Genomic DNA, 23076 nt, shown 5'->3' on the forward strand with positions numbered 1-23076 from the left:
TGGTTCGCCCCGCCCTGACATCATTGGCGCCCGTCCTGCTCCGGGCGGGACGTCCTAGACTCGTGCACGTGATGAACACCCCGCCCCACGACGCCATTCCCGCCTCGGGACCGTTTCCCGATCCGCCCGGACCGGCCGGGACCGCACGGCTGCGGCCGCCGTCGCGCAGGGTGAGCGGGCGGGCGATCGGAGTGTGGACACTCCGGTTGCTCTTCGGCGCGGTCCTCAACCTGATCCTGTTGAGCCTGGTGGCCTGGGCCGCGAGCTCGGCGCCCTGGAGCTGGATCCCGGAGTGGGCCTCGCGGAACGCCTGGGCGCTGCCGGTGGCGTACTCCGTGTACGCGGTGGCCAAGATCGCGATCGTCCCGTCCTGGCGGTACCGGGTGCACCGCTGGGAGGTGACCGCCGACGTCATCTACACCCGTGAGGGGTGGATCAGCCGCGCCTGGCAGCTGGTTCCGGTCAACCGGCTCCAGACCGTGGACCACACACAGGGGTGGCTGGAGCGGATCTTCGACGTGGCCACCCTTCAGGTGCAGACCGCTTCCTACGCCGGTTCCTCGACCATCGAGGGGCTGGACGCCGACGAGGCGCGCAGGCTCAGCGAGGAGCTGGCCGTGCGCGCCGGAACCCTCCGGGACGACGCGACCTGATGGACGAACAGCAAGGACGTCACGACGAGCACGGGCCGGACGAGCCGGGCACGGACGCCTCCGCGCCGGATCCCGGGCAGGCGCCGCCGCCCTGGGTCGCCCCGGGCAGTACGCCCGCCGGGCCGACCACCCCTGGTCCCGGCACTCCGCCCGTTCCGGGTCCTCACACCTGGTCCGGTAACAGCTTCGGGGCCTCCGGGTACCCCACCCCGGGATCCGGTCCCGGTACCTCGCCTGGTTCTGGCGCCCCGTCCGGTCCGCGTCCTCACACCTGGTCCGACGGTTCCGCCAGGTCCGCGTACCCCACCCCGGGATCTGGCCCCGGTACGCCACCCGGTCCTGGTAGTCCACCCGTTCCGGGCCCTCACACCTGGTCCGAGAACTCCACCGGGACTTCCGGGCACCCCGACCCCGGGTCCGGGCCGAACACCGGCCCCTGGGAGCACCGGCCCGTTCCGGGACCCGCGCGGCACCCCGGACCGCCCCCCTGGCCCGGACACCACCCTCGACCCCCGAGCCACCAGGGGCCGTGGCCGCCGTCCGCTCGACCACCGGGCCCGGTCGGCCCGTCCGCTGGCGTACCGGGACCCCCGCAGGGCGATCCCGGCGGCGGAGGCTGGAGGCCCGGCGGACCACCCGCGCCCCGGAACCAGCCGTACCCGCAGGGTGCTCCGTGGCATCCCGCGCCCCCCGGGCCCGAAGGGGCGGCCCGATCCTGGTGGGGCGAGCCCCCCGGGGACGGCCCCTCGACGGGGTTCGGGGCGGAGAGCGCACAGCGACTCAGCCCGCGCAGCATGGTGGTCGGACCCATCAACCAGCTCAGGAGCCTCCTCCTGCCGGTCCTCGTCGGACTGGTGCTCGGCGGCTTCAACCCCTGGCTGCTCGGCGCCACCGGCATGGGCATCGTCGTCCTCCTCGTCGGCGGGTACGTCACCTGGCGGACCTTCCGCTACGAGGTGGGTGAGGACCGGGTCGAGATCAGCAGGGGCCTGATCCGGCGCTCCCGCCGCACGATCCCGCTGGAACGCGTGCGGGGGGTGGACGTCACCAGCACCCTGCTGCACCGGGTGCTGGGCGTGGCCGTGGTCCGGATCGAGGCCGCCGCCGGTTCGGCCGGCGCGACCGAGGACGGCAAACTCGACGCGGTCTCCGCCGTGGAGGCCGAGCGGCTGCGCCGCGTCCTGCTGCACCGCAGGGCGGTGCTCACCGAGCAGGGGAGCGCGGCGGAGGAGGGCGACGCCGACGGCGCAGTGAGCCCGGGCGACCCTGATCAGGGGACCGACGACACTGTCACGCACTTCACCATGCCCTGGAAGTGGTACCTGTACGGGGCGCTCAGCCTGGGCTACCTGGTCACGCCGTTCGTCGTCGTGGCGACGCTGTTCGGCATGGTGCAGCAGGCGGCGGGCCAGATGGTCACCGACTTCTTCATCGACTGGGTGACCACCACGGACCGCGCCCTCCTGGTGGTGTTCGCGGCGGTGTTCGCGGGCGTGCTGGTGCTGCTGATGCCGGTGTTCGCGGTGGTCTCCTACGCTCTCACCCACTGGGGCTTCTCCCTGCGGGACCGCGACGGCTCGCTGGTCGCCGAGCGCGGCCTGTTCACCCGGCGCAGCGTCACGCTGGAGAAGCGGCGGATCCGGGGGTACGAGCTCCAGGACAACCCCCTCGAACGCACGCGCGGCGTGGTGGGGCTGCGTGCCATCGTCACCGGACTGGGCGACGCGGCCACCCGCGCCGTGCTGCTCCCGGTCGGTCCGAGGTCGACGGTGGAGCCGGTGGTGGACCGGGCGCTGACCCTGTTCCGGGGGCGGCTGGTCCGGCATCCCCGCGCCGCGCTGTTCCGGCGTCTGACCCGCGCCGTCGTGCCCTTCGCGGTGGTGGCGGGGGTGGCGGCGTACTTCGACGTCACCTGGTTGGCGGCGGGTGCCGGGATCCTGGCCGTGCTGGGCGTACCCCTCGGGATCGACCGCTACCGCTCGCTCGGGCACGGCTACGACGGCGAACGGGTCAGCGTGCGTTCGGGCTCCCTGTCCCGCTCGCAGGCGACGGTGGAGCGGTCGGCGGTGATCGGGTGGTCCTGGACCCAGACGCTCTTCCAGCGCCGTTCCTCACTGGCCAGTCTCCAGGTCACGGTGGGCGCGGGCGCGGGCGGCTACACCGCCCAGGACGCCGCGTTCGACGACTCCGTGGGCTTCGCGGCGCGGATCACCCCCGAGATGGTGCGGCCCTTCCTGGAGGAGGCGCCCGGAACCGGGAACGCTCCACCGCAGTGAACGCGGTGAGGGGCGGTCGCCTCGTGCGACCGCCCCTCACCGTCGTGCCCCGGCTCCCGCGCCGGGTGCGCTCACTCGTTCTTCTTGGAGCCGAACATGATCTCGTCCCACGAGGGCACCGAGGCCCGACGCCCCCGCCCCTTGCGCTTGGCCGCTCCACCGGCCGGAGCTCCGGTGGAGGCGGCCGGGACCGCCGGGGCCGTGGGCGCCTGGTCGGCGGCGCGGCGCGGCGTGCCCTTGTCGTTGAGGTCGATGGTGGCCCGGCGACGGCGCGGTCGCTGCTGCGCGTCCTCGACCGGGGCCTCCGTGGGCTCGGGCTGGGGCACCGGTGCGGGCCGGGCGTCCAGCCAGTCCGGTGCCGCGGGGGGCTCCGGTCGCTGACGGTGCTCGTGGGGCACCTCGTGCCTGAGCGGTTCGGGGCGGGTCGGAGCCTCGTGGATCGCGGAGGCGCTCTCCTCGAAGACCGGACCCCGGGGCTCGGGGCGCTGCTCGTACCACTGGGGCTCGGGCCGCGCGGGCGGCGGCTCGACCGGCTCGGCGTACCGGCGCGGGGCCGGTTCGGCGCGGTGCGCGGCGTGTCGCGGGGCCTCCGGCGGGGGCGCGGCGGGCGGCATCTCGTTCCGCTGGCCCGCGAACCGGTCCCCGGGGGCCTCGAAGGCGCGTCGGGGCTCGGCTTCCTGCCGGGACGGCGCCGGGCGGCGACGCTCCTCGCGGATCGGGACCCCGAACTGGTCGGTCTCGGTCTGACGGGCCACGGGGCGCAGGGGTTCGTCCAACGGCGTGTCCTGCGCGGGTGACAGGCGGCGCGGGGCGACGTGGTCGGGGCGTCGCTCGGCGGCGGACTGCGCGTCCAGGCGGGGCAGGTCGGTGGTCTCTCCACGGCGCGGTGTGAACGGCGTGACGTTGGCCCCGGGCGCCGGTGCGGCCTCCGGGGGTTCGTTGGAGGAGAACCGGGCGGCCTCCTCGTCGGCGGGCGTCACACTGTTGTGTCTGGGCTCGTAGAGCCAGTGGGCGACCCGCTCGTCGCCACCGTGCAGGAAGACCAGCTTCAGCTGCCAGGAGCGGTCCTCCCGCTTCCACGAGTCCCACTCGGCGTCGCCGGTCTCCAGTTGGTGGGCGCCGATCCGCTTGGCGACCACGTCCTCCAGCGAGGGGCCGGGGCCGGTCTCGCCGTGGGAGCGCACGGTGGCGCGCTGGGCCTGCTGGGCGATGTACCCGCGCTCCTGGAGGACGGGTCCCTCGAACCAGCGCACCCGTTCGATGGGGATCCCGGAGATCTCGGAGATGGCCTCCGCGGTCTCGCCGGACCGGATGCGGGCCTGGATTTCCTTGGGGCGCAACGGATTCTCCACTTCGATCTCGTACTGGCCGAGCCGGGAGAACTGGCCGCGTACCGCGGCCCGGAGGCGGTCGTCGACGGGCAGCATGAATCGGGTGCCACGGCCGGTGCTGGCGAGCACCAGGTAGGTGCCGTCCTCGCTCACGGCCACGAGGCGAAGCTCGTGCATCGCCCTCCCTTTCGCGTCCCGTCGAGGGTCGGTCCGGCGGACCTTCCCCCACGTTCTCCAAGTCTGGTCGGCCGACAACGGTTCGGCCAGTACCGCGCCCGGCATGTCCGAACTGTGCCCGCCTCCCGGCCCGTGGTGGACACCACGGTGGGAGCCGCCCCGGGTTCGGGGCTCTTATGGTCACTTCCGGTGCCAATCTTGACACGGTGAACCTTCCGTGACCGGGAGCGATCGTGGGGGAATGTCGCGGATCCCGCACGAAGGCTCCGCCGTGATGGTATCTCGGGCGCCTCGAATCCCCCCAGGCCTGGGGGAAACTCAGATCTCGGACCGGTCCGAACATGACGGGACGCGTCGTTCGCAACTCGACACGCCGTTGGATGCCACACAGTGATCATTCCAATCTCATGGCGTTATCAGCGTCCAGTCGCCCGTAAGGTGAAGTTTCCACTTATGGGCTGTTTGCGAAGTTTGGGGTTTGTGGGTGTGTCCGCCCCGCCACACACCCGTCCCACGACCAAGTGCCCCGCCGCGCCGACCGCGGCCGACAGAGGGGGGAGGGCACGATGCCAAGACCCGACGAGGACGAGTTCGAGGCACGAGGGGAGGGTCCGGAAGAGGAGAAGGGCAGGAAACGGCGGATCGACCTGAGCGTCGCCCAGGTCGCCGGAGCCGGGGTCGCGACGCTGACCGCGGCCACCGCCGCCTCCTACCTGAACGTCTACGGGACCGTCATCGGCACGGGCGTCATGGCCGTGCTGAGCACCAGCGCCGCGCCGATCATCCAGCACTGGATCACCCGCAGCGGCGAGCAGGCCAAGGGACTCGCGGGGAAGGCGGAGAGGAAGGCCGCCCACCACACCTCCGTGCGCTCCCTGGTCGACACCGAGGCCGAGGCCCGCGCCGACGAACCCCTGAACGCGCCCGAGACGGCCGCGTTCGAGCAGGCCGGGTTCGTGAGCATGGGCTTCGACACGGGCACGGGGGTCTCCGAACCGTTCGACCTCCCCGAGGACGACGACGCCACCCGGACCATGGCCATGCCGACGGTCGGTCGCGACCTGCCGGGCCAGACCGTCGCGCACGGATTCGGCAACCCCGAGGACCCCACCCTGGTGGGTGGTCCCTCCGGGGCGGACGCGACCGAACTCCTCCCCGCCGTGGACGGTGGCTCCACACGCGCCTCCGGTCCCACCCGCGCCGACACGGACGACGAAGCCGGCTCCGAGGGCCCCAAACGAGGCTGGCGTACCGCGGTCATCTCGGCCGCCGCGGTGTTCACCCTGGTCATGCTGGTGATCCTGGCCTTCGAGCTGGCCACCGGACGATCGCTCACCGCCTGGACCCAGGGTCAGGACGAGCCCACCTCGCCCTCGCTGTTCGGCGGTCACTCCTCACAGGTGCAGGACGAGGAGGAGCCCGTCGAGACGCCCGCGACCGACGGCGGGGACCAGCCCGCCGGCGAGGAGGGCACCGGAACCCAGCGGCCCGAGCCGGAGGAGCAGCCGGTCGGCCCCGAGACCGGGACGCCCCCGGTCGAGACCGGTCCGGAGACGCCCGGCGGGGGAGGCCAGCCCGACCCGACCGAACCCCCGGTGGACGGGGGAGAACCCGTGGACCCGGGCGGCGGAGGGGTCCCCGACCCGGGGACGCGGCCCCAGCCCGAGGGTGATCCCGCCCCGGAGCCCGCCACGACCCCCGTCGGGTAGGCGGGCGCCTCCCGAGGCTCGCTCCGCGCGTCGGCGTCACGCCCGCCGGACGAACGCCCGACCACGTCGAAGCCCCCGCCGGTCCTCCGGCGGGGGCTTCCTCGTACCGGCGCCCGCTACCCGAACACCGTGTCCAGGTAGGCGTTGCCGAACCGCCGGTGCGGATCCACCCGGTCCCGCACCGCCAACGCGTCGCCCAGGCGCGGGTACACGCCCTCCAGGTAGGCGCGGTCGCGGGTGTGCATCTTGCCCCAGTGCGGACGCCCGCCCACGGAGGTGAACACCGCCTCCATGTCGGAGAAGTACGACGCGTAGGGCGTCCCCTGGTACATGTGCACGGCCACGTAGGCGGTCTCGCGCCCGTGGGCGGTGGACAGCCACACGTCGTCGGCGGGGGCGAAGCGCACCTCCACCGGGAAGCTCACCCTGTGGTCGCCCCGGTCCACGATCGCCCTGGCCTCCCGCAGGACGTCCACCAGGTGCTCCGCCGGGATCGCGTACTCCATCTCCACGAAGCGCACGTCCCGCACCGAGGCGAACACGCGGTGCGAGACGTCGGTGTAGGTCCGCGCGGACAGGGCGCGCGAGCTGATCTGGTTCACCGTGGGGACCGTCGAGGGGAAGCGGCGGCACACCCGGTTGACCCGGTCGAAGACGGTGTTGGACAGGAAGGCGTCGTCCAGCCAGCCCTTGAACGCGGAGAGCGGTGCGGCCGGGCCTTCGGAGACGTTGTTGCGCTTGGTGTTGGTGTTCCCGGTGTGGGGGAACCAGAAGAACTCGAAGTGGTCGTTCTCCGCGCGCAGTTCGGGGAGCCGTTCCAGCACCTCGTCCAGGGGCATGGGTGCCTCCCGGGCGTGCAGGAGGAAGGCGGGACGCACCGCGAAGGTCAGCGCCGTCACCACACCGAACGCCCCGAGGCCGACCCTGGCCGCGTGGAAGAGGTCGGGGTCGTGTTCGGCCGAGCACTCGACCACGGAGCCGTCGGCCAGCACCATCTCCAGCCCCACGACCTGGCTGGCGAGGCCGCCCGCGTCGCGGCCCGTGCCGTGCGTTCCGGTCTGCACGGCGCCGGCCGCGGTCTGCACCGCGATGTCACCCATGTTGGCCAGGGCCACACCCGCCGAGGCCAGCGCGTCGTTGAAGTCGCACAGGGGCGTTCCCGCCTCGACCGTGGCGGTCCCGGCCTCGACGTCGATCGACCGTACGCGGGTCAGTGCGGTGGGGGCCAGGAGCAGGCCGTCGGTGATGGCCACGTCCGTGAAGGAGTGTCCGGTGCCGACCATGCGGACGCGCAGGTCCTGCTCGGCCGCCGAGGTGACGGCGGAGACGACGTCCTGGGTGCTGTCGGGGGTCGCCGTTCGGCGCGGGCGGGCCTGGTGGGTGCCGGCCCAGGTGTGCCACAACACATCAGTCATGCGGCGACATTACCCATCGGTCACTTCCGTGAACAGACCAGGAGTGTCCCTGGTCACGGACGGCGGGAAAGTCCCCTCACTCGGGCCGGGGCGGATCGAGGAGGTCGCGGGGAGCTGGTTTCATGAGGTGCATGAGGCCTTACGACGCGTTTCTGCTGATCTCCTTCGGTGGCCCGGAGGGCGAGGACGAGGTCATCCCGTTCCTGGAGAACGTCACCCGCGGACGCAACATCCCCCGCGAACGGTTGGCGGAGGTCGGTGAGCACTACTTCCTCTTCGGTGGTGTGAGCCCGATCAACCAGCAGTGCCGGGACCTGCTCGCCGCGGTCACCGCCGACTTCGAATCCAACGGCATCGACCTGCCGATCTACTGGGGCAACCGGTTCTGGGAGCCGATGCTCACCGACACCCTGGAGCGGATGCGGGAGGACGGTGTGCGCCGTGTGCTGGCGCTGCCCACCTCCGCCTACTGCAACTGGTCCAGCCGGACCGCCTACCACGAGGACATCGAGCGCGCCCTCGCCGCGCTCGGTGAGGGCGCCCCCGAGGTCGACCTGATCCGCCCGTTCTACGACCACCCCGGTTTCGTCGAGCCCCTGGCGCAGTACACCCAGGAGTGCCTGGAACGGCTCCCCGAGGACCAGCGCGCCGGGGTGCGCCTGCTGTTCTCCGCGCACTCCATCCCCACCGCGATGGCCGAGGCCAGCGGTGGTCCGGACCAGGGCTACGGCGAGACGGGCGCCTACGGGGCCCAGCTGGCCGAGGTGGCCCGCCTGGTGGTGGAACGCCTGGACCGCGCCTACCCCTACGAGCTCGTCTACCAGAGCCGGAGCGGCCCGCCGAGCCAGCCGTGGCTGGAGCCGGACGTCAACGACCGGATGGAGGAGCTGGCCGCCGACGGCGTCCCCGCCGTGGTGGTCGTCCCGCACGGGTTCGTCTCCGACCACATGGAGGTCAAGTTCGACCTCGACGTGGAGGCCCGCGACACCGCCGCGAAGCTGGGAATCGGTTACGAACGGGCGCTCAGCCCCGGCACGCACCCCGCGTTCGTGTCGATGGTGACCGAGCTGGTGCGCGAGTACACCGGTCGCACCGACGAGCGGCGGCTGGCCTCCCTGCCGCACTGTGCCGAGAGCGGCGGACAGTGCTGCCGCCAGCGCTGACCCCCCTGGCGCCGACCCACGGGGGCCGGTAGCCCGGACCGCCCCCGGGCCGGTGCGCCCCGCACCGGTGGGGGACGGGGCTCAGGTTCCGAGCGCGAGGTAGTCCGTGGTCCGGACGATCTCCTCGCGCTCGGCGAACGACGCGAGCGAGTCCGCGACGGCCGAGCTGTCACCGTCGCGGACGATCGCCGCCAGGACGTCCTCACAGGCCCTGATCACCGCCCGCTGGAGATCGGAGGGGATGATGACGAGGCGGTATCCCAGCTCCGCCAGGCGCTCCCGGGGCACCACCGGGGTCTTCCCGCCGTGGAACATGTTGATGAGCTTGGGCCCGGGCACCTCCCGGGCGATCAGCTCGATCTGTTCCACGCTCTCGGGGGCCTCGACGAAGATGACGTCGGCTCCGGCCTCCCGGTAGGCGCGCGCACGCTCCAACGCGGCGTCCACCCCCTCCGAGGCGATGGCGTCCGTGCGGGCGATCACGACCAGGTCGGGGTCGGTCCGTGCGTCCAGCACCGCACGCAGCTTGCCCACCATCTCGGCGGTGGGGACCAGCGACTTGTCGTCCAGGTGACCGCACCGCTTGGGGAAGGTCTGGTCCTCCAGGTGCAGCCCGGCGACACCCGCCCGCTCGAACAGCCCCACCGTGCGGACCGCGTTCACGGCGTTGCCGAACCCGGTGTCGGCGTCGGCGATGACCGGGAGCGACGTCACCGCCGTGATCTGGGCCAGGCGGTCGGCGACCTCGGTCACCCCCAGCAGGCCGATGTCCGGCACCCCGTGGCCCCGGGCGATCGCGCCGCCGCTGGCGTAGACCAGCCCGGCCCCGCTCCGTTCGGCCAGCCGGGCGGTCAGCCCGTCGAACACCCCCGGAGCGACGTGGGTGCCGCCCCCCTCGACCAGTGCGCGCAGCCGTGTGGTCGCCCTCATTCCCGGGCCCCTCTCCTCGTGTCCAGGGCCGTGGCCGGTCGGCGCAGACCCTGGATACAGCTTGTATACAATCTGGTGAGAGCTTGGCCCGGCAGGAGGGACGATGTCAAGAGGCGTGGTCGAACGGTGCCGGAGCTCCGGCGCGGACCCGGGAGGAGCACGGGGTGGGACAGGGCGATCTGGTGTACGGACGGCTGCGCGAGGAGATTGTGGAATGGGAGCTTCCCCCGGGCACACACCTGAACGAGACCCGTCTGGCGGAACGCCTCGGGGTGTCCAGGACACCCCTGCGTGAGGCGCTGCACCGACTCACCCGTGACGGCCTGGTGCGGATCAGTCCGGGCCGGGGCGCCTTCGTCACCGAGATCGCCCTCCGGGACGTCGTGCACCACTTCCAGATGCGCGAGGCGCTGGAGACCCACGCGGTCCGGCTGTGCGCACGCGCCGAGGAGCGTTCCGTGTTCGCCGAGCTGGAGCGGCGGTTCCTGGAGTGGTGCTCCCGGTTCGAGGACGGCTCGGATGCCGACGACGCCGACTACTACGCCCTGACCGAGCGCCTGGACGCCGAGGTCTCCGAGGGCGCGGCCAATCCCTACCTGGCGGACGCCCTCACGTCCGTCCGCCAACACCTGCGGCGGCTGCGCCGGATCGCCCGCCGCACCCCCGCCCGCATGGCGCTCAGCGCCCGCGAGCACGCCCTGATCTGCGCGGCCGTGAGCGAGGGCGACGAAGAGGGAGCGGCGCGGGCCGCGTCTGATCACGTGAACAACAGCCTGCGCCACATCCTGGGCGTCATGGGCGGTGGAGCGGAGGCGGCCTCCTGAGGAACCCGACTCCCAGAGGCCCCTCCGTCAACAATGTTGACCACCTCTGAAGTGGGGTGATTCAGGTCACCGGGAACGGTAGGGTCGGCTCAGACCACAAGTCGACCTTTTCGGGAGTAACTGTCTTGGTTCGTTCCTGGTATGAACTTCCAGAATACGTCCGCCTGCGTCGCGTGAACGGGCTGCGCCTGTCCCCGGACGGCACCCGCCTCGTCGCACCCGTCAGCGACATCGCCCCTGACGCCAAGTCCTTCCGCAGCGCCCTGTGGGAGATCGACGTCGCCCCCGAGTCCGAGGGCGGGAGCGCACCCCGACGCCTGACCCGCTCCACCAAGGGCGAGTCCAACGTCGAGTTCCTCCCCGACGGCTCGGTGCTCTTCACCACCGGCAGGGTCGACCCCGAGGCGAAGGCCGAGGACAAGCCCAGGTCGGCGCTGTGGCTGCTGCCCGCCAACGGCGGCGAGGCCCGCCAGGTCGCCTCTCGGCCCGGCGGCGTCGGCGCCTTCACCGTCGCCCGTGACTCCGGACTGGTCGCCTTCAGCAGCAACCTCCTGCCCCGCTCCGAGGACGCCGAAGCCGACGCCGAGGCCAGGAAGGCCCGTGAGGAGGCCGGGATCACCGCGATCCTCCACGAGGCGCTCCCGGTCCGCTCCTGGGACAGCGACATCGGCCCCGACCACCCCCGCGTCTTCACGGCCACCCCGCCCGAGGACGACGACGCCCGCCTCGGTGAGCCCCGCGACCTCACCTCCGACGCCGGGCTGTCCCTGCTCGGCTCCGCACCCGAACTGACCCCGGACGGCTCCACTCTGCTCACCGGCTGGTCCGTGCCCACCTCGGGCGGTGCCCGTCGGGACGAGGTCGTCGCCATCGACACGGCCTCCGGCGAGCGCCGCACCGTCGCCGGCGGCCCCGACTCGGAGTACGAGTTCGGCGGCCCCCTGGTCTCGCCGGACGGTACCCGGGTCCTGACGCATGCCAGCACCGAGGGCACCTACGACGGCGAGCCCCGCGACGCCACCCTGTGGATCACCGACCTCGCCACCGGCGAGGGCCGCGACCTGCTGCCCGAACACGAGCTCTGGCCCCGGGACTACGCCTGGTCGGCCGACTCCCGCACCGTCTTCCTCGTCGCGGACCAGAACGGTCGACGCCCGGTCTTCCGCCTGGACGCGGCCACCGGAGAACTCACCCGGATCACCGGCGACCACGGCGCCTACAGCGCCCTGAACCCGTCCCCGGACGGACGCCACGTCTTCGCCCTCCGCGACGCCTGGGACGCCCCGCCCACCCCGGTCCGCCTGGACGCGGCCGCGACCGACGGCCAGCCCGCGTACCTGCGCACCCCCGGCTCCGAGTTGACCATGCCGGGCACCCTCACCGAGATCGAGACCACCGCCGACGACGGCACCCGCATCCGTTCCTGGCTGGTGCTGCCCGAGGAGGCCTCCGCCGAGTCGCCCGCCCCGCTCATGCTGTGGGTGCACGGCGGCCCCTACATGAGCTTCAACGGCTGGTCCTGGCGCTGGAACCCGTGGATCCTGGCGGCCCGCGGCTACGCGGTCCTGCTCCCGGACCCCGCGCTGTCCACCGGATACGGCCAGGACATGCTCCGGCGCGCGTGGGGCCAGTGGGGCCCGCGCACGCACGCCGACGTCATGGCCATCACCGACGCCGCCGAGGCCCGTGAGGACATCGATGCCGAGCGCACCGCCATGATGGGCGGCTCGTTCGGCGGGTACATGGCCAACTGGATCGCCGGGCACACCGACCGGTTCAAGGCGATCGTCTCGCACGCCTCCCTGTGGCAGCTGGACGGGTTCAGCGGTACCACCGACTACCCGCCGGTCTGGGAGAGCGAGTTCGGCACGCCGCTCGCCCAGCCGGAGCGCTACCAGCTGAACTCGCCGCACCTGCACGCGGACAGGATTCGTACGCCGATGCTGGTCATCCACGGTGACAAGGACTACCGGGTGCCGATCGGTGAGGGGCTGCGCCTGTGGCGCGACCTCCTCCTGCACGAGGTCGACGCCAAGTTCCTGTACTTCCCGGACGAGAACCACTGGATCCTCACCCCGGGCAACGCGCAGGTCTGGTACGAGACGATCTTCGCGTTCCTGGACCACCACGTCCACGGCAAGGAGTGGATCAGACCCGAGCTGCTCTAGGCGGCCCGGGGGGACACACTCCCGGCGCCCGAGCCGCACGGACGCGGCCCCCGGGAGGGCCCCGCTCACACCGGGCGGGGCCCTCCCTCGTCGTTCACGGCCCCCGCACCCGCCGTCTCCGGCGGGTGCGGGGGCGCCGCATAGAGTTCGGGTGCGGACGCTCCGGGCACGACGGACCCGGGGGCCACGAGCGGAAGGGCACCCGTGACCACCATCCAGTCCCCCCACGATCCGGAGAAGCTGCGGGACCTGGCCGTCGCTGTCGCGGCCGAGGCCGGAGAGCTCGCGGCCAAGGGGCAGGAGGGCATCACCGTCCTGGACACCAAGTCCAGCCCCACCGACGTCGTCACCGAGATGGACCGCGCCACCGAGGACCTGGTCCGGGACCGGTTGCTCGAGGCCCGACCGCAGGACGCGGTCCTCGGTGAGGAGGGCGGAGGAGTAGAGGGGACCAGCGGCGTGCGCTGGGTCGTCGACCCCATCGACGGCACCGTCAACTACCTGTACGGGAGCCCGGACTGGGGCGTCGCCGTCGCGGCGGAGATCGACGGCGTGGTCGTCGCCGCCGCCGTCCACCTCCCCGTGCACGGGCAGATGTTCGACGCCGTCCTGGGCGGCGGGTCCCGGCTCGACGGCCGCGAGCTGCGTGCCCCCGAGGCGGTTCCGCTGGACCGGGCGCTGGTCGCCACGGGCTTCGGCTACCTCCCCGAACGCCGCCTCCAGCAGGCCAGGGTGCTCACCGAGGTGATCCCGTACATCCGCGACATCCGCCGGGTCGGCTCCGCGGCGGTCGACATCACCGGCCTGGCCACCGGGCGCTACAACGCCTACTACGAACGCGGACTCCACCTGTGGGACTGGGCCGCGCCCGGGCTGGTCGCGAGCGAGGCCGGTCTGCGTGTGGGCGGAGCGCACGGGGGGCCGCCCAGCAACGACCTGGTGATCGCCGCCCGCCCCGGCCTCTACGAGCGGCTGGACGCCCTCCTGGCGCCGCTCGGTGCCGACACCGACGGCTGACCCGGACACGGGAACGCCCCGGGTGCCGGTGGCATCCGGGGCGCGGGGGAGACGGGGTCGCGACCCCTCACGAGGAGGTGGCGCGCCCCGCCCCGACGTAGCCTGCCCCGGCCCCCTCTGGGGCGGGGGCGACGTCCGCCGCTCCGTTCAGGAGTGGGCGTCGACGCCGTTGCGGGCCGCGATGCGGTAGAGATCCTCCAGCTCCGACGCATGGGTGTCGGCGAGGAACTCGTCCCCGGCGTCCCTCGCCGATTCGAGCGACCGGTAGGTCTCGTTGATACGGACCTTGATCTCCGCCATGAACTCGCCCATTGCACCTCTTCCAGGGGTAGGCACCGGGGCAGGGTGGTGCCCCGGCGTAATCCGTATGCGCACGCCTGCGCGTGCGCACGAATCGAAGACGTCACGACCCTGTGACATGCGTGCCCGTCGCGGTCCGGGGCGGTGCCCGGTGTCCACGCGCGCGTCTCCTACCTCTACCGCACTGTGATCCAGGTCAAACCCCCACCCCCCGCGTGTGACGGATCCGTGATTCCCCGGCGGACGAGGGGATGTTTCCGTAAGATGGAAGTGCGCTCCTCGGGCGGGGCGCGGCGGCGGACGTCCGAGAGCGGCCGCGGGCCCGTGCCGCTCCCGGTCAAGCCGCGACAAAGAGTGTCACAAGACACATTTCCCGAGCAGGCCTTGTGCTTACTTGTTTCTTATTCTTGATGTGTCAGATTTGAGATGTGCGGGGTTGAGCCGTCGCCGACGGTTGGGGGATTCGCCGGCGGCGGCCGCCCCGTGCACAGCAGGGGGAGCCGCGAGGCTCCCGGCCCAGCGCCCGTGCCACACGGGGGCGAGGGGACCGAGGAAACCCGAGGGTTTACCGTCTCCTTACCTCCACTGTGAAAGAACGGTTGACGCGGCCGGGACCAAGAACGCCGCTGCCGGTGTGTTGGGGGATGCGCCGGCAGCGGCCCCCTTTTTGTTTCCCGACACCGAAGCTCCAGAAGGACTACCTTGCGCGTACTCGTGGTCGAAGACGAACGGGTCCTGGCCGACGCCGTCGCGGTCGGACTGCGAAGGGAGTCCATGGCCGTGGACGTCGTCTACGACGGCGACACCGCCCTGGAGTACACCTCGGTCAACGACTACGACGTGGTCGTCCTGGACCGTGACCTCCCCGGCACGCACGGAGACGACGTCGCGCGCTCCCTGGTCACCGACAGCTACAACGGCCGCATCCTGATGCTGACCGCCTCCGACGGTGTCGAGGACAAGGTCGAGGGGCTCACCCTCGGAGCCGACGACTACCTGGCCAAACCCTTCGCCTTCGCCGAACTCATCGCCCGCGTGCACGCGCTGGGACGGCGCTCCGCGCCCCCGCTGCCGCCGGTGCTGGAGCGGGGCGGCATCAGCCTGGACCCGGCCAACCACCTGGTGCACCGCGACGGCCGGGAGGTCTCGCTCACCCCCAAGGAGTTCGCCGTCCTCCAGGTGCTCATGCGCGCCCAGGGAACCGTGGTCAGCGCCGAAGGCCTGCTGGAGAAGGCCTGGGACGAGAACGCCGACCCGTTCACCAACGTCGTGCGGGTCACCGTCATGACCCTGCGCAAGAAACTCGGTGACCCACCCGTCATCCAGACCGTCCCGGGGGCGGGGTACCGGTTGTGAGACCGGGGGAGCGGCCGGAACCCGGACAGGTCGAACCCACGCGTCCCGGAGACACCGGGACCTGGCGCAGCCTGAACTCCGTCGCCCCGAGCGGGGACGGCGCCGAACGCTCCTCCGCTCACACGACCGTGCACGCCACGGTCCACCGCTTCACCGACAACCTCAGCCTGCGCGCCCGCCTCACACTCATCTACGGGATGCTGTTCTTCGCGGCGGGCTCCCTGCTGGTCCTGGTCAACTACCTGGTCGTCGCGGTCCTGCTCAACGCGCTCCTGGCCGAGGAGAGCCCGGCGGAGCTGATCGAGAACAGCCACTACATCGAGCAGGTCCTCACCCACGTCACCCGGTTCTCCCTGCTCGCCCTGTTCCTCGTGGGCCTGCTCGCCGTGGCCCTGGGATACGCCGTGGCGGGCCGCGCGCTCTCCCCCCTCCAGAAGATCACCCGCATCGCCCGCAGGCTCTCCGAACGCTCCCTGCACGAGCGCATCGCCCTGTCCGGGCCCGACGACGAGATCCGCGAGCTCGCGGACACCTTCGACGGCATGCTGGAACGCCTCGACCGGGCCTTCGACGGGCAGCGCCGGTTCGTCGCCAACGCCTCCCACGAGCTGCGTACGCCCCTGGCGATCAACCGCACCCTCCTGGAGGTGGCGCTGAGCGCCCCGGACGTCTCACCGGACCTCAAGACCGTCGGACAGACCCTCCTGGAGACCAACGCCCGACACGAACGCCTCATCGACGGCCTGCTGTTCCTCGCCAAGAGCGACCGAGAGCTGGAGTCCAAGGCCAGGGTCGACCTGAGCGAGGTCGCCGGGACCGTCCTCAGCCAGCTCTCCGGCTCCATCGACGAGTCAGGGCTCTCGCTGCGCCAGGACCTGCGCCCCGCCCCGGTGGTCGGGGACCCCGTGCTGCTGGAACGCCTCGTGGCCAACCTGGTCGAGAACGCCCTCAAGTACAACGTCGACGAAGGCGAGATCACGGTCCGCAGCGGCATGTACGAGGGGATGCCCGCCGTCCAGGTGGAGAACTCGGGCAAGGTCATCCCCGCCTACGAGATCGAGGGCCTGTTCGAACCCTTCCGTCGCGGTTCCGGCGACCGGGTGGGTTCGGGGCGCAGCGCCGGTCTGGGCCTGTCCATCGTCCGTTCGGTGGTACGCGCGCACGCGGGCGTGGTGACCGCGTGGCCGCGCGCGGGCGGCGGTCTGGTCGTCACGGTGTGCCTGCCCGTGCCTTCGGGTAACGGGACGGAGAACACCGAACGTCGCTAGGGGTGGGGGCCAAGCTGCGTACCGCTGCGCTTCGTGGTATCTATACGTGTCCGAAGACACGCCCACCCCTGTCACGAGTGTCGACCTGCGGTGGGTATGCTTCCCCGGGCGTGGACACGGAGGGAATCCCTCCTGACGTGGGCATGTCTGGGTTTTCGCCCGTACTCGGGGGAGTGCTCCAGGCTGGTCCGGCATGTGGGCGCAAGCGTGTTTTCGGGTCTACGAGACACCCGGTGTCGGGTAGTACCGCAGGGAACGACCCGTGAGGGGCCACTCAACCTTGGCCGCCTCCGGTCACGATCCCGTCGAAGTGCTGCTGACCTGTGGACTGTGACCCGGGAGGGGGCACGGTCGGACGACACCGGAAAACTCGTCGGCCGATTCGGGCACAACTAAGGTCTCTCAAGCGTTACACCCGCGCGACGAGGCACTAAACGAGGGGGATGGAGTTAGCAGAGATGGCGACCGACTACGACAGCCCGCGCAAGACTGACGAGGACATCAACGAGGACAGCCTCCAGGAGCTGCAGGCGCGGCGCGTGGACAAGGGCACCGGTACCATCGACGTCGACCCCGACGAGGTGGCCGAGGGCATGGAACTGCCGGGCGCCGACCTGTCCGGCGAGGAGCTCGCCGTGCGCGTGCTTCCCCGTCAGGCCGACGAGTTCACCTGCTCGCGCTGCTTCCTGGTGCACCACCGCAGTCAGCTCGCAGAGCAGCGCGCCGGTCAGCTGGTCTGCAAGGAGTGCGCCTGACACTGACGGCGACGGTTCCTGGAACGACACTCCACGGTATCCGAGGACGCTGAGGAGTACGGGCCCAGGACCGCTCGACCGTCGGACGGTGGCTCGCAGAACGACGGTGGACGGCCGACCGCACGTGGGTTGGACCCATGTGGTGGGCCGTCCACCGTCGTCGCGAGATGCCCGGCCGGGCGGGGCTCAGACCTCCAGGTCCCGCCCGCCGGAGCCCACCATCTGCTTGCGGGCGGCGCGGACGGCCAGCACTCTGGCCACCTCGACGCCCACACCCGCCACCACGGCCCAGCTGAGGGCACGCCCGAGGCTGACGTCCGGGGACTCCAGGTCCGTGGGCGGCTCCTCACCGGTGGCGCGCGTCCACGCGAAGGTCAGGGCCTTGCGTGTGACGAACTCGGCCGCGAAACCCGCGACCATGCCGATGATGACCGGCGCGACCTCACCGTCCTTCTTTGCCATGTGAATCGTTCACCGTTCCCTAGTGCGTACGATGGTGCGCGCGGACGCGCGACGTCCGCTGGGGGAATCCTTTCACGCTGGGCCCTCCCGCCGCAGCGGTGGCCACCGCCGCGGCCGTCCCGTCGTCCCTGCCAGGGACGGGAAAGCGGGAGCGACCAGGGCGCGCGGAGGGCTAATATTGCCCGCATGACCAACCGCTCTCATTCCTTCCGCATGCCCGACAAGCCTTCGCTGGACGGTATCGAGGCGAAGTGGGTGGACGTATGGGATGAGTCCGGCGTCTACCACTTCGACCGGACCCGCGGCCGCGAGGACGTCTACTCGATCGACACGCCGCCGCCCACGGTCTCGGGTTCGCTGCACATCGGGCACGTGTTCTCCTACACGCACACCGACACCGTCGCGCGCTTCCAGCGGATGAACGGCAAGGCCGTCTTCTACCCGATGGGCTGGGACGACAACGGCCTGCCCACCGAACGCCGCGTGCAGAACTACTACGGTGTCCGCTGTGACCCCTCGGTCCCCTACGACCCGGACTTCCAGCCGCCGCAGAAGCCCGACCCCAAGCGGCAGATCCCCATCTCCCGCCGCAACTTCATCGAACTGTGCGACATCCTCACGGTCGAGGACGAGAAGGTCTTCGAGGCCATCTGGCGCCGTCTGGGCCTGAGCGTCGACTGGCGGCACACCTACGCCACCATCGACGACAACTCCCGTGCCGCCGCCCAGCGCGCCTTCCTGCGCAACCTGGCCCGGGGTGAGGCCTACATGTCGGAGGCGCCCACCCTGTGGGACGTCACCTTCCGCACGGCCGTCGCCCAGGCGGAGCTGGAGGACCGCGAGCGTCCCAGCGCCTACCACAAGGTCGCCTTCCACAAGCCGGACGGCACCCCGGTCCACATCGAGACCACCCGCCCCGAGCTGCTGGCCGCCTGTGTCGCCCTGGTCGCCCACCCCGACGACGAGCGGTACGCGGACCTGTTCGGCACCACCGTGACCACCCCGGTCTTCGGGGTCGAGGTCCCGGTGCGGGCGCACCACCTCGCCGACCCCGAGAAGGGGTCCGGCATCGCGATGATCTGCACCTTCGGTGACACCACCGACGTCACCTGGTGGCGGGAGCTCCAGCTGGAGACCCGTCCCATCATCGGCTGGGACGGCCGCGTCATCGCGGACCCGCCCAAGGGCATCGAGTCCGACGCCGCACGCGAGGCCTACGCCAGGCTCGCCGGGGCCACGGTCCACACCGCGCGCGAGCGCACCGTCGAACTGCTCAGGGAGAGCGGCGACCTCGTCGGAGACCCCAAGCCCATCACCCACCCGGTCAAGTTCTACGAGAAGGGCGACAAGCCCCTCGAGATCGTCACCACCCGCCAGTGGTACATCCGCAACGGAGGCCGGGACGAGGAGGTGCGCGCCCAGCTGATCGAGCGCGGCCGTGAGCTCACCTGGCACCCCGAGCACATGCGCCAGCGCTACGAGAACTGGGTCGAGGGCCTCAACGGCGACTGGCTGATCAGCCGCCAGCGCTTCTTCGGCGTCCCGTTCCCGGTCTGGTATCCGCTGGACGCGGACGGCAACCCGGACTACGACGCTCCGCTGCTGCCCTCCGAGGACCAGCTGCCCGTCGACCCCAGCTCCCAGACGCCCGCCGGGTACACCGAGGAGCAGCGCGGTCGGGCCAACGGGTTCATGGGCGACCCGGACGTCATGGACACCTGGGCGACCTCCTCGCTCTCCCCGCAGATCGCCTCCGGCTGGGAACGCGACCAGGACCTGTTCGAGCGGGTCTTCCCGATGGACTTCCGCCCGCAGGGCCAGGACATCATCCGCACCTGGCTGTTCTCCACCGTGGTCCGCGCCCACTTCGAGAACGGCAGCCTGCCCTGGAACACCACCGGCATCTCCGGCTGGATCCTGGACCCGGACCGCAAGAAGATGTCCAAGTCCAAGGGCAACGTCGTCACTCCGGTGGCCCTGCTGGAGAAGTACAGCTCCGACGCGGTCCGGTACTGGGCGGCCAGCGGTCGCCTGGGCACCGACACCGCCCTGGACGAGGGCCAGATGAAGGTCGGCCGCCGACTCTCCATCAAGATCCTCAACGCCAGCAAGTTCGTCATGTCGGTCGCCGGTGAGCACGCCACCACCGACCCGGCCCAGGTCACCGAACCCCTGGACCGGGCCATGCTGGCCGCGCTGGCCGACGTGGTGGAGGAGGCCACGACGGCCTTCCGCTCCTACGACCACACCCGGGCCCTGGAGCGGACCGAACGCTTCTTCTGGGACTTCTGCGACGACTACCTGGAGCTCGTCAAGACCCGCGCCTACGACACCGGGTCCACCGAGGGTGCCTCCGCCCGCGCCGCTCTGCTCATCGCCCTGGGTGCCCTGCACCGACTGTTCGCCCCCTTCGTCCCCTTCGTCACCGACGAGGTCTGGAGCTGGTGGCAGGAGGGCTCGGTGCACGCCCAGAGCTGGCCCGACGCCGCCGAGTACCGCGACGCGGCCGCCGGTGGCGACCCGGCCGTCCTGGCCGCCACCGCCGAGGTGCTGCGCGCGGTCCGCAAGGCCAAGTCGGAGGCCAAGCTGTCGATGCGCGCCGAGGTCGACCTCGTCCGCGTCTCCGGCAAGCAGGCGGAGTCCGCCCGCGCTGCCTCCGGCGACATCGCCGCCGCCGGTCGCGCGGCCGGGATCGACTTCGAGACCACCGACGACGGTGAGCTCAGCGTCGAGGTGACCCTGGCCGAGACCACCGAGTAGCCGACACCGGCGACGACACCCCGGGGCGGGTCCGAACACGATTCGGGCCCGCCCCCGTCGTTCCGGCACGCTGGACACCAAGGCAGAGCCCCGGGAGCGATAGGCTCGGCGAATGTGAGTACCTCATCCCTGGAAGCCGGTCCGTTGACCATCACGGTCCGTCGCCTGGACCCCGGCCTCCCGCTGCCCACGTACGCCCACCCGGGTGACGCGGGCGCGGACCTGTACGCCGCCGTCGACGTCCGGCTCGACCCCGGACACCGCGCCACCGTCCCCACCGGTCTGGCCATCGCCCTGCCCGACGGCTTCGCGGCCTTCGTGCACCCCAGGTCCGGGCTGGCCGCCCGGCACGGGGTCACGGTCGTCAACGCCCCGGGAACCGTCGACGCCGGGTACCGGGGGGAGATCAGGGTGACCCTGCTCAACACCGACACCGACACCCCGGTCACGATCGCGCGCGGCGACCGGATCGCGCAGATGGTGATCCAGCGCGTGGAGCGGGCGGAGTTCGTCGAGGCGGACGCGCTCCCCGACTCGGTGCGCGGTGCGGGTGGTTTCGGTTCGACCGGGGGCCACGCCGCGCAGCGGTGAACGTCCCCTGACTCCCCGGTGTGATCCCGGGACCTACGGAAGAAGCGGAGAGGTGAAGGCGTGTTTGGACGCCGCCGCAAGAAGCGGGACAAAGAGACCGAGAGAGCTGCGGAGACGGAGGCCCAGCCGCAGCGGCGGGGCGCCGCGGGCGCGGTCTCCTTCGACAACGAGATCGAGCCGGTGCGCGCCTCCGAGCAGCCCGCCAAGGACGCCGACCAGTACCGGCGGACCGGGCCGTGGGACTCCACCGAGGACGCCCCCGAGGCTGATCGGATGGACCTGGGCAGCATGCTCCTGCCGATGGAGCAGGGCACCGAGATCCAGGTGAACGTCGCCCAGGACAAGCAGAACAAGCAGAAGATCATCGGGGTCACCCTGGTGCGCGGCAAGACCGCGCTCCAGGTGCAGCCCTTCGCCGCGCCGAAGTCGTCCGGGCTGTGGGACGAGATGCGTGAGGAGCTGCGCGAGCAGGTCACCAAGCAGGGCGGCAAGGCGGAGGACCACGACGGCACCTTCGGCCCCGAGCTCCAGGCGGTCATCCCCATCAAGGGAAAGAAGACCGAGGACGGCAGGCAGCTCGGCCAGCGGGTGCGCTTCATCGGTGTGGACGGTCCGCGCTGGGTGCTGCGCGGCGTGATCCGGGGCGAGGGCGCCAGCAAGCCCGAGGTGATGTCCGAGATCGAGCAGGTCTTCGCCAACATCGTGGTGGTGCGCGGCGAGCAGCCGGTGCCGCCGAACGAGCTGTTGCAGATCACGGTGCCCAAGAAGATCCAGGAGCAGATGGCGGCCGCCGCGCAGCAGCGGTCCGCCCAGCAGGCGGCCCAGCACGGCAACGCGGGCAGTTCCCCCAACGGATCGGCGAGCGGACCGCCCACCGGTTCCTGAGCCCTCGCGCGATCGGCCTGTGGACAACCGTGTCCGGGGGTGCGCCGTTCCGTAGTGTGGGCCGTATGGCTCAGACAACGAAGAACAGCGCTCCCCGGCCGCTTCCCGAGGACTGGGGACGGGCGCTGGCGGTGGTGGCCCACCCGGACGACCTGGAGTTCGGTGTCTCCTCGGCGATCCACCGGTGGACCGTGCGCGGCAAGGAGGTCGTTGAGCTGCTGGTGACCCAGGGCGAGGCCGGTATCGACTCCCTGGACCCGGCGGCCTGCGCGCCCCTGCGGATGGCCGAGCAGCGTGCCTCGGCGGCGGCCGTCGGCGCGTCCACCGTGGAGTTCCTGGACTTCCCGGACGGCACGCTGGAGTACGGTCTGCCGTTGCGCCGGGCCCTGGCCGGGGCGATCCGCAGGCACCGGCCCGACGTGATCATCTCCCTCAACTTCCGTGAGCACTTCGCCGGGGGAAGCGGGTTCAACCACGCCGACCACCGGGTGCTGGGCCCCGCCCTGCTGGACGCGGTCCGCGACGCCGACAACCGGTGGGTGTTCACCGAGCAGCTCGCGGAGGGGCTGGAGCCCTGGCGGGGCGTGCGGTTCGTGGCCTTCGGCGCCGCCCCGGAGGCCACCCACTTCGTCGAACTGGGCGAGGACGACCTGGCCGCCGGAATCGCCTCCCTGGATGCGCACGAGGTGTACCTGGCCAACCTGGACGGCTTCGACCAGCGCACCTTCCTGAGAGAGGGCGCCGTGCGCTCCGGTGCGTGGGCCGGGGTACCGCTGGCCACCTCGTTCGAGGTCTTCGAGACCTGACCCGGGCGGACGCGCCCCCGCTGAGACCGCACCGTCCGGGAACCCGTGTTCGCCGGACCCGGACCCGGACCCGGATCCGGGCGCGGTCTGCTGGACGCGTCGGTGCTTCGCGGACTCCGTAGGTGCTTCGCGGACTCGTGGAGGCCCGGCGAGGGGACCCGGCGCGGGGCCACCCCGGACCTGGCGATACGGTGCGGCCAGGCGAGGCGCCCGGTCGACACCGGGGCCTG

Annotated in this window: 19 protein-coding genes; 14 read left to right on the top strand and 5 right to left on the bottom strand. The window is 71.7% G+C overall.

What is annotated here, in order from left to right; all coding sequences use genetic code 11:
* The first annotated feature begins 71 nt into the window (after window positions 1-71).
* A complete protein-coding gene (locus ACRWK8_RS16330; RefSeq protein WP_378739457.1) occupies window positions 72-653 on the top strand; it encodes a PH domain-containing protein in 582 nt (193 codons plus the stop codon).
* A 794-nt stretch (window positions 654-1447) separates the two neighbouring features.
* Complete coding sequence (locus ACRWK8_RS16335) at window positions 1448-2929, top strand: PH domain-containing protein (RefSeq protein ID WP_378739459.1); 1482 nt, start codon at window positions 1448-1450, stop codon at window positions 2927-2929.
* A gap of 71 nt (window positions 2930-3000) precedes the next feature.
* Here ACRWK8_RS16335 and sepH read toward each other — a convergent pair whose 3' ends face one another.
* Window positions 3001-4437, bottom strand: a complete 1437-nt coding sequence (gene sepH / locus ACRWK8_RS16340; protein WP_378739461.1) for a septation protein SepH — start codon at window positions 4435-4437, stop codon at window positions 3001-3003.
* Window positions 4438-5003: 566 nt separating this feature from the next.
* Between sepH and ACRWK8_RS16345 the strand changes: the two genes are divergently transcribed.
* Window positions 5004-6146, top strand: a complete 1143-nt coding sequence (locus ACRWK8_RS16345) for a hypothetical protein (RefSeq protein ID WP_431871288.1) — start codon at window positions 5004-5006, stop codon at window positions 6144-6146.
* Between the two features lie 116 nt (window positions 6147-6262).
* Here ACRWK8_RS16345 and ACRWK8_RS16350 read toward each other — a convergent pair whose 3' ends face one another.
* Window positions 6263-7561 (bottom strand): D-arabinono-1,4-lactone oxidase, encoded by a 1299-nt coding sequence (locus ACRWK8_RS16350; protein WP_431871290.1) that lies wholly within the window; start codon window positions 7559-7561, stop codon window positions 6263-6265.
* A gap of 131 nt (window positions 7562-7692) precedes the next feature.
* On the opposite strand from ACRWK8_RS16350, the gene ACRWK8_RS16355 reads away from it, so the two are divergent.
* On the top strand, window positions 7693-8724 hold the full coding sequence (locus ACRWK8_RS16355) for a ferrochelatase (protein WP_378739468.1): 1032 nt from the start codon (window positions 7693-7695) through the stop codon (window positions 8722-8724).
* Between the two features lie 81 nt (window positions 8725-8805).
* On the opposite strand, the gene ACRWK8_RS16360 is transcribed toward ACRWK8_RS16355, so the two are convergent.
* Window positions 8806-9654: an isocitrate lyase/PEP mutase family protein gene (locus ACRWK8_RS16360; protein ID WP_431871292.1), complete on the bottom strand. Its 849-nt coding sequence runs from the start codon at window positions 9652-9654 to the stop codon at window positions 8806-8808.
* A 164-nt stretch (window positions 9655-9818) separates the two neighbouring features.
* On the opposite strand from ACRWK8_RS16360, the gene ACRWK8_RS16365 reads away from it, so the two are divergent.
* From ACRWK8_RS16365 to ACRWK8_RS16375, 3 genes are all read left to right on the top strand, one after another.
* Window positions 9819-10478 (top strand): GntR family transcriptional regulator, encoded by a 660-nt coding sequence (locus tag ACRWK8_RS16365; protein WP_378739473.1) that lies wholly within the window; start codon window positions 9819-9821, stop codon window positions 10476-10478.
* 125 nt (window positions 10479-10603) lie between these two features.
* Complete coding sequence (locus ACRWK8_RS16370; protein ID WP_378739475.1) at window positions 10604-12646, top strand: S9 family peptidase; 2043 nt, start codon at window positions 10604-10606, stop codon at window positions 12644-12646.
* Window positions 12647-12850: 204 nt separating this feature from the next.
* Entirely contained in the window at window positions 12851-13663 is an 813-nt protein-coding gene (locus ACRWK8_RS16375) for an inositol monophosphatase family protein (protein WP_431871295.1), read from the top strand.
* Between the two features lie 147 nt (window positions 13664-13810).
* Here ACRWK8_RS16375 and ACRWK8_RS16380 read toward each other — a convergent pair whose 3' ends face one another.
* Window positions 13811-13975, bottom strand: coding sequence for a hypothetical protein (locus tag ACRWK8_RS16380; RefSeq protein ID WP_378739480.1), 165 nt, complete (start codon window positions 13973-13975; stop codon window positions 13811-13813).
* 690 nt (window positions 13976-14665) lie between these two features.
* Here ACRWK8_RS16380 and ACRWK8_RS16385 point away from each other — a divergent pair.
* The 3 genes from ACRWK8_RS16385 (at window position 14666) to ACRWK8_RS16395 (ending at window position 17342) form a co-directional block, all read left to right on the top strand.
* Window positions 14666-15319 (top strand): response regulator transcription factor, encoded by a 654-nt coding sequence (locus ACRWK8_RS16385; RefSeq protein ID WP_378739483.1) that lies wholly within the window; start codon window positions 14666-14668, stop codon window positions 15317-15319.
* Entirely contained in the window at window positions 15316-16587 is a 1272-nt protein-coding gene (locus ACRWK8_RS16390; RefSeq protein ID WP_378739485.1) for a sensor histidine kinase, read from the top strand. Before ACRWK8_RS16385 ends, ACRWK8_RS16390 begins: the two co-directional genes overlap by 4 nt.
* 458 nt (window positions 16588-17045) lie before the next feature.
* On the top strand, window positions 17046-17342 hold the full coding sequence (locus tag ACRWK8_RS16395) for a DUF4193 domain-containing protein (protein ID WP_013153901.1): 297 nt from the start codon (window positions 17046-17048) through the stop codon (window positions 17340-17342).
* Window positions 17343-17528: 186 nt separating this feature from the next.
* On the opposite strand, the gene ACRWK8_RS16400 is transcribed toward ACRWK8_RS16395, so the two are convergent.
* Window positions 17529-17804, bottom strand: coding sequence for a DUF4235 domain-containing protein (locus ACRWK8_RS16400; RefSeq protein WP_378739488.1), 276 nt, complete (start codon window positions 17802-17804; stop codon window positions 17529-17531).
* 186 nt (window positions 17805-17990) lie between these two features.
* On the opposite strand from ACRWK8_RS16400, the gene valS reads away from it, so the two are divergent.
* From valS to ACRWK8_RS16420, 4 genes are all read left to right on the top strand, one after another.
* Window positions 17991-20564: a valine--tRNA ligase gene (gene valS, locus ACRWK8_RS16405; RefSeq protein WP_378739491.1), complete on the top strand. Its 2574-nt coding sequence runs from the start codon at window positions 17991-17993 to the stop codon at window positions 20562-20564.
* A gap of 114 nt (window positions 20565-20678) precedes the next feature.
* Complete coding sequence (gene dut, locus ACRWK8_RS16410) at window positions 20679-21155, top strand: dUTP diphosphatase (RefSeq protein WP_431871299.1); 477 nt, start codon at window positions 20679-20681, stop codon at window positions 21153-21155.
* Window positions 21156-21215: 60 nt separating this feature from the next.
* Complete coding sequence (locus ACRWK8_RS16415; RefSeq protein ID WP_431871301.1) at window positions 21216-22040, top strand: DUF3710 domain-containing protein; 825 nt, start codon at window positions 21216-21218, stop codon at window positions 22038-22040.
* A 65-nt stretch (window positions 22041-22105) separates the two neighbouring features.
* Window positions 22106-22846, top strand: a complete 741-nt coding sequence (locus tag ACRWK8_RS16420) for a PIG-L deacetylase family protein (protein WP_378739500.1) — start codon at window positions 22106-22108, stop codon at window positions 22844-22846.
* The last annotated feature ends 230 nt before the right edge of the window (window positions 22847-23076 follow it).

This window comes from Nocardiopsis eucommiae (assembly GCF_965344335.1).
Taxonomy (GTDB): domain Bacteria; phylum Actinomycetota; class Actinomycetes; order Streptosporangiales; family Streptosporangiaceae; genus Nocardiopsis; species Nocardiopsis eucommiae.